This is a genomic window from uncultured Slackia sp., assembly GCF_944321625.1.
GTDB lineage: Bacteria > Actinomycetota > Coriobacteriia > Coriobacteriales > Eggerthellaceae > Slackia.
This window is the reverse complement of record NZ_CALUMA010000103.1, coordinates 1-6,533: the sequence shown is the minus strand read 5'-3', so window position 1 is coordinate 6,533 and position 6,533 is coordinate 1. Positions and strand designations below refer to the sequence as shown.

5 protein-coding genes are annotated in these 6,533 nt (G+C 62.2%); 1 reads left to right on the top strand and 4 read right to left on the bottom strand.

Translation table 11 applies throughout. From position 1 onward, the window contains the following. The 4 genes from Q0J60_RS08920 to Q0J60_RS08905 form a co-directional block, all read right to left on the bottom strand. Window positions 1-2,011: lipopolysaccharide biosynthesis protein (locus Q0J60_RS08920; protein ID WP_294440711.1), on the bottom strand; the 2,011-nt coding region annotated here is incomplete at its 3' end. Between the two features lie 210 nt (window positions 2,012-2,221). Next, window positions 2,222-3,196: a hypothetical protein gene (locus Q0J60_RS08915; RefSeq protein ID WP_294440708.1), complete on the bottom strand. Its 975-nt coding sequence runs from the start codon at window positions 3,194-3,196 to the stop codon at window positions 2,222-2,224. A 312-nt stretch (window positions 3,197-3,508) separates the two neighbouring features. Further along, window positions 3,509-4,405 carry a patatin family protein gene (locus Q0J60_RS08910; RefSeq protein ID WP_294440706.1) on the bottom strand — a complete coding sequence of 299 codons (897 nt, stop codon included), beginning with the start codon at window positions 4,403-4,405 and terminating at the stop codon, window positions 3,509-3,511. 1 nt (window position 4,406) lies between these two features. After that, window positions 4,407-5,348, bottom strand: coding sequence for a serine O-acetyltransferase (locus Q0J60_RS08905; RefSeq protein WP_294440703.1), 942 nt, complete (start codon window positions 5,346-5,348; stop codon window positions 4,407-4,409). A gap of 330 nt (window positions 5,349-5,678) precedes the next feature. On the opposite strand from Q0J60_RS08905, the gene Q0J60_RS08900 reads away from it, so the two are divergent. Continuing rightward, the coding region (locus Q0J60_RS08900; RefSeq protein WP_294440701.1) for an acyl-[acyl-carrier-protein] thioesterase at window positions 5,679-6,533 on the top strand (855 nt) is incomplete at its 3' end.

The window sequence follows — 6,533 nt, the reverse complement described above, 5'->3', positions numbered from 1 at the left end:
GAACAGACGCTGGCAGGGCATGTCTGGCGGTGCCCGGACGGGGTTGGGTCTGACCCGCATTTGGAGCACCCATAGGGCGCGCATGCCCGCCGCGCGGCGCCGAAGACGGCTGCGGAAGCTCCGTCATGCGCACGTGGGACGACCCCGCATGCGACCCGCGCGAAGGCGCCTGGACCTGCGTCTGACGAGCGCCCGAAACGCCGCCTCCCGGCTGTGCACCGCTCTGCGCACCCTGGCCAGAACGAACGCGACGATCCGCCTGCGCATCGCGTCGAGCCGGCATGCGCACCGCCGCCTCGTTCTCGTACACGCGCTCACGCGGAATAGGTACTTCCTCCACCGGCTCGTTGGCCAGCGCGATGCGAATGCGCAGGTATTCCCACACCAGCAGCACCAGCAAGAAGCTCATGATGATCAGATAGCTCAGCACCGCGCCCGGCAGGCCGGTGAAACCCACAAGCAGCGTGGGGATGAACAGCGCGAACCCGAACGTCACGATATAGAGCTTGGTGACCGACCCCTGCTTGCGCAGGAGCGTGACGGCCTGATAGATGAAGTCGATCGCCGCCGACACGCCGCCGGCCACCACCATGACCACGATAAGCCCGCGGTACGGCTCAAAATCGACGCCGTAGAGGAAGCCCAGGATCGGCGCGCCCACGGCCCACATCACGGCGCACACGCCGCACGTGATGGCCACGATGACCGCGAGCATGGCAACCACCAGAATGTCGAAGCGCTTACGCGTGCGCATATCGGCCCAGATGCCCGCCATGCGCACCAGCAGCGGCTTGTAAATCACCTGCACGAAGATGACCAGCGCATTCGCCGGGAACCACATGGCGTTGTAGTAGAGCTGGTTGTCGTAAGGGAGCATGCCCTCCATCATGAACTTGGGCATGTTCTCGATCAGGTTGTACATGAACAGCGCCACGAACAGCGGGAAGCACTGCTTGAGCAGCGACACCACGCTGGCCATGCTGAACTTGCGCGACTTGGGCGTTTCGAGCAGCGCCAGCGGGATGGTGAGCACGAACAGCGTGAGCACAGCGACCACGCCCATCACGATGCACGACACCATGAGATTGCGCGTGATGAGCAGCGTGAGCGAGAAGATAAGCAGCACCGTGACCGAACGGAACGTCTGCGAGATGCCGGCCAGATAGAGCTTGTCCATCTGCTGCAGGCGGCCCTCGTACACGTCGGCCCAGCCGTCGACCATCTTATACACGTACACGCCGGCGCAGATGGTCATCATCTCGGCGCCGTAGCCGCGAAATGCGCCGTACGCGAAGCCAACCGCCATCATGATGGCGCAGGTCATCACGCGGTTAATCTGGTAGTCGGAAAACGAATGCTCCTCGTCGAGGTCGGACACCTGATAGGTGCGCACGCCGTAGTTGGCCACGAACATCAGCAGCAGCGCCACGGTGAACGCCATGGCGAACATACCCGCCTGCTCGGTGCCCACAAGCTGCGTGACCACGATGGAGAGGATGGGAAACACCACGCCCCACGACGCGAGGCCCACGGTGTTCCAGATGTAGTCGCGCGTGGTGCGATGTGACGCGTACTGCTCCTCCTGCTCGGAGAAGCTGCCCTCGGCCACGGCGCCCACCAGGCGATTAACCCAACGGTTGACCTGGCGCGTTATCCAGTTAGGCTTGCGCTTGCGACCCTTTTTGCCACCCGGTTGGCTGCCCTGCCCGTCGGATGCGCGATAGGGAGATTCGTCCTGGAACGATATGGAGCTGCCAGGATGCGGCGGAATGGTGCGACCGGGGGCGAATCCACGCGGGAAGCTGCGGGACAGACGCCCCTCCAACTCGCGCGAGGAGACATCGGCGGATGAAATGCCTGAGAACGCGGCATGAGAATGCTTGCCCGTCTGTGCAGCGCGCGACGAGGAGCCGCTACGAGATGAAGCGGCGCCCTGCTCCGCCTGCGCCGCGCCACGAGCCTTGCCGCCCTTGAGCTTGTCCTTCGCGTTTTCGAATGCCTTAAACGCCATACCTGCGACAAACCCCTTTCTTGGCACCGCTGCCCGCGGCAAATAGACCATTGGCAGAATTATAGTGCGGGTTTGCCATCCGAGGAGGTTGCCCGTCAGGAATCCACGCGCACGTCAGAACCCCTGAAAAGCCTCAACGGCAAGTTGTGGCACGAGGCGCTCCCCAAAGCACGCTGCGCCGGTTGGGCATGCCGCAAAGGAATGCGCCCTTTACTTTGGCACATTCGCCTCGCCCGATACGCCCGATGCATCCGAGCTATCCGACGTCCCCGCACTCCCTGACGAAGAGCCAGAGCCGCCTCCGGGGTTCGCATCCGACTCCCCCGCACCGGAAGTCGAACCCGAACCGTCAGAGACGTTTCCGCCGTCTGCGCCGTCGGATGCAGACGAACCGCTCGATCCGTGCGAATCGTCGGAACTGCCGGAGCCGTTCGATTCGTCAGACGAACCCTGCTGAGGACTGTTCGTAGCTGACCCATCCGCAGAACCGTGCGACCCCGAAGCGGAATCCACATTCGAGCTTTCTTCGCCGTCAGAAGAAGACCCGCTTGAAGGATTCTGATCGCCAGAAGCGGAGGAATCCCGCCCGTCAGCATCGCCCTCCCACGAGGTCGAACCCGCGCCTCCAACGTTTTGCGCAGCATGGCCGTCCTCGATAGAAACCGCATTCTGGCCTGCGGAAATAAAATGCTGCGGCTTTTCTCCCATGCCCTCGCCCTGCGTGACGAACATGACCACGGCGGCGCTCAGCACCACGGCAACCAGCGCCGACACCACCGATACCACCAGCACGCGCTGCTTCACGCGCTCCTTGCGCTGGCGGGCGGCGCGAGCACGTACGCGATTGGCATCCTTATACATGGCGGTATCGGATGCAGAAAACCCAGAGACAAGCGCAGGCAAAGCAATAGTGGCCGCTGAATTGCCCTCGACGACACGCACGTCGCGCCCTTCGGACTCGGTACCCCCATCGCTATAACCGCCCACTTCGCGAATCTTATCGGCCGATGCCGAGAGGAATTTCTTGTACAACTGCGACGCCACAGCCGAGATCACCGAACCAACACCCACACCGATGACCGAACCGTAAATGCCAATCTGCGACGCCAGCAGCATGGAGGTAACGGCTGCCAACGCGCCGGCAAGCACCTGCGCAACCGAAAGATCGTCGAACAGGTCTCTCACCCTGTCTCGCTTCCGTCGCCTTTGCCGCACACCGCCGGCGACATGCGATGCGATATCCGTCATGTGCGACCCTTTCTCACGATGGTTCAATTCCCTGATACGAGCCCGCTCGAATGCCGAAAAGCTTCGAACAGGCGGTCAACACCAAGGAACATACCATCGCAGGCAGAGACGCCAGGATAGTCCACCTAATCGTTACGGGGCATACATAGGGCATTCACGCACGATGCATTGTCTACGAAGCTGAACGTAGGGCCGCACCACAAACCGTCCACGGCGCACACCGCACGTGCGCTCGCTCACGCAGAGAGCCTATCGCAGCCACTTCTCCCATGCGTCCGCCTCGCGCTGGGCCTGCGCATAGCCGCGAGCGTAAGAGGCCTGAAGCTTAGCCAGGTCAGCGGTCTTATTGGTCACGTCCATCTTCTCAGGACAGAACACGTATGCCGCGCCCTGCGCCTCCAGCTCGTCAATCTCGTCGAGCAGCGCGTTGTAATGCCGCCACCGCTCGATAGTGCGCTCAGCCACCAGGGGACGTTTCCTGAACACAGCCCTCATCAGCGCCGCCTCCGCGCCGCCCACGGGCTTCTTCCGATAGGTGCGCTCCTGCGTGCGCACGATGAAGAACCGCTTGAATCCGTCGCGCTGCGCCGCGCGCAGGCAAATGCCCCAGCTCTCCCCCATGCCGCCGTCCAGATACGTGCGGCCGTCGAAGGTCACGGGAGGCATGAAGATGGGCATACTCGACGAGGCACGCACGCGAAGCAGCAGGTCGCGCGGCGCATTCACGTCTTTGCGCGTCCAAGCTACCGTCTCGCCCGTTTCCCAGTCGAATGCCTCGATATGGAAATCGGCGGGGTTCGCGCTAAACGTTTCCCAGTCGTACGCCATGACCTCGTCGGTGCCGGCGTAGTCTTCCACCAGGCCCTCATAGAGATGCGGCGCGTTGAAATAGCCCGTGCCGCGCAAGAAGCTGCCCACGCCGCCGAACTCGGGATCCTTGACGATATCCACAAACGCCGCCTTCGTGCGGGCGATATCGCGCGAAAGGTAGTTCACCGTGTGGCTGGAGCCTGCCGATATGCCGTACACCTTGCGGCAGTTCATCTCGCGCTCGAGCAAAGTGACGATGGCGCCCGCCGTATAGCTCGCGCGCATGCCGCCGCCCTCGATGATGAGCGCGACGTCGGGAATGCTGATTTCGAGCACCTTACAGTTCCCAGCTCGCGGCGCTCTTCTTGGGCGCACGTACGCAGATCTTCTGGCCGCTCACGCTCACGCGCGAATTCGCCGGCACCGATTCGGTCACAAAGGCGCTGCCCGCGATGACGCTGCCCGCGCCCACCACGGTCTCGCCGCCCAGGACGCTCGCGTTGGAGTAGATGGTCACGTTGTCCTCGATGGTGGGATGGCGCTTCACGCCCGCCAGCTGCTGGCCCGCGCGCGTGGAGAGCGCGCCCAGCGTGACGCCCTGGTAGATCTTCACGTGCTTGCCGATGGTGGTGGTCTCGCCAATCACCACGCCGGTCGCATGGTCGATGAAGAAGTATTCGTCGATGGTGGCACCGGGATTAATGTCCACGCCCGTGCCGCTGTGCGCGTACTCGCTCATGATGCGCGGAATCACCGGCACACCCTGCACGTACAGCTCATGCGCGATGCGGTACACGAACACAGCGAAGAATCCCGGGTACGAGAAGATGATGTCCTCTTTGCTCTGAGCCGCCGGGTCGCCGTCGAAGGCGGCCTGCACGTCGGTGAGCAGCATGCGATGCACCTCGGGCAAACGGCCCATGAAAGTCTTGCAGATCTCGTCCACGCGCGCCTCCACGTCCTCGGTGGCGATGGGGGCAATCTGGTTCATCTCGTCGCCCTTGCCCGCACGGAACAGAAACGCCTCGCGAAGCTCGCGGCGCAGCGAGTCCTCGATGCGCAGCAGCATTTCGCCGATGAAGTACTCGGGCTTAACGCCGGTAGGCGCCTCGTCGCCAAAGTAGCTGGGAAACATCACGCGACGCAGGTCTTTGATCATCTTGACGATGGCCTGCTTGTTAGGGAAATGACGGTCGGGATCGGTGAAGAAGATCTCGGGGGACGTGCGATAGTTCTCCGCGATGGACGCGACGATGGAGTCGATATTCTCATTAAGCATAATGCCTCGATTCAAACGATGGGCCTGGCTGGACGATTCGACCCTAAACGGCTCGCTCCGTCATCGCGCCGCATTCGCAAGCGGCACACACGAAGCGACGCAATCCCAGGGTCGATAGCGTGCGTTCCGACCATCCTACCAGCACAACGCCGCGTCATCGGCAAGACAATGCCATATCTCCGTGAAAACCTGTTCAATGGCACAAAAGGCGATGCATGAGCATTTCTTCTTGAAAACCGATTGGAAACGACGAGACGGCATGGCATACGCGTGTCGCCCTTCTCATGCTATGCTTCAAATGCAAAACATTGAACACGCAAGGAGCATCGCATGACTGAAACCGAACGCACTGTGAACATGTCCGAGACCGAGACCGACGTGCACGCCGCAATCACGGCGCGTCCTAACGACAGTTCCGCGCGCATCGCAAGCGCGGCGGACGCCAACGATTCCACCGCAATGAACGGCGCACAACCCGCACCTCTCACCCTCGCCGACCTTCAGCAGGACCCCGCCGTCTACACCTTCCCCGCGCGCATCCGTTACAGCGAGGTCGACCACAACGCGCAACTGACGCTGCCGGCGCTGGTGAACTACTTCCAGGATTGCAGCACGTTCCAATCCGAGGACCTGGGCGTGGGCATGCAGTGGCTCAAAGATCAGCAGAAAGCTTGGGTGCTCTCGCATTGGCGCGTCATCGTTGACCGCTATCCGATGCTGAACGAAACGGTCACGGTGGGCACGTTCGCCAGCCGCTTCAAGGGCCTCATGGCCTACCGCAATTTCTTCATGGCGGACGAATCAGGCACGATCGTCGCCAAGGCCGATACTACCTGGATTTTCATGGATTTGGCAAAAGCCCGACCCGTCAAAGCGACCGCCGAGCACGTCGACCCCTACGGCACGCATGAGCCCTTGCCCATGCCGCCCGACCCGTCTCGCAAAATCAAACTGCCCGCCGATATGGAAGAGCGCGAGCCCTTCGCCGTGCGCCGCTCCATGATCGACACCAACGAGCACGTGAACAACTGCCAGTATCTGCAGATGGCAATGGAGATGCTGCCCCGCGAGGCTGCCGTGCACACCGCGCGCATCGATTTCCGACGCGCCGCCGTGATGGGCGACGTCATCCACCCGTTCATGGCGCAGGAAGAAGGCCGCACCGTGGTAGAGCTGCGCGACGCG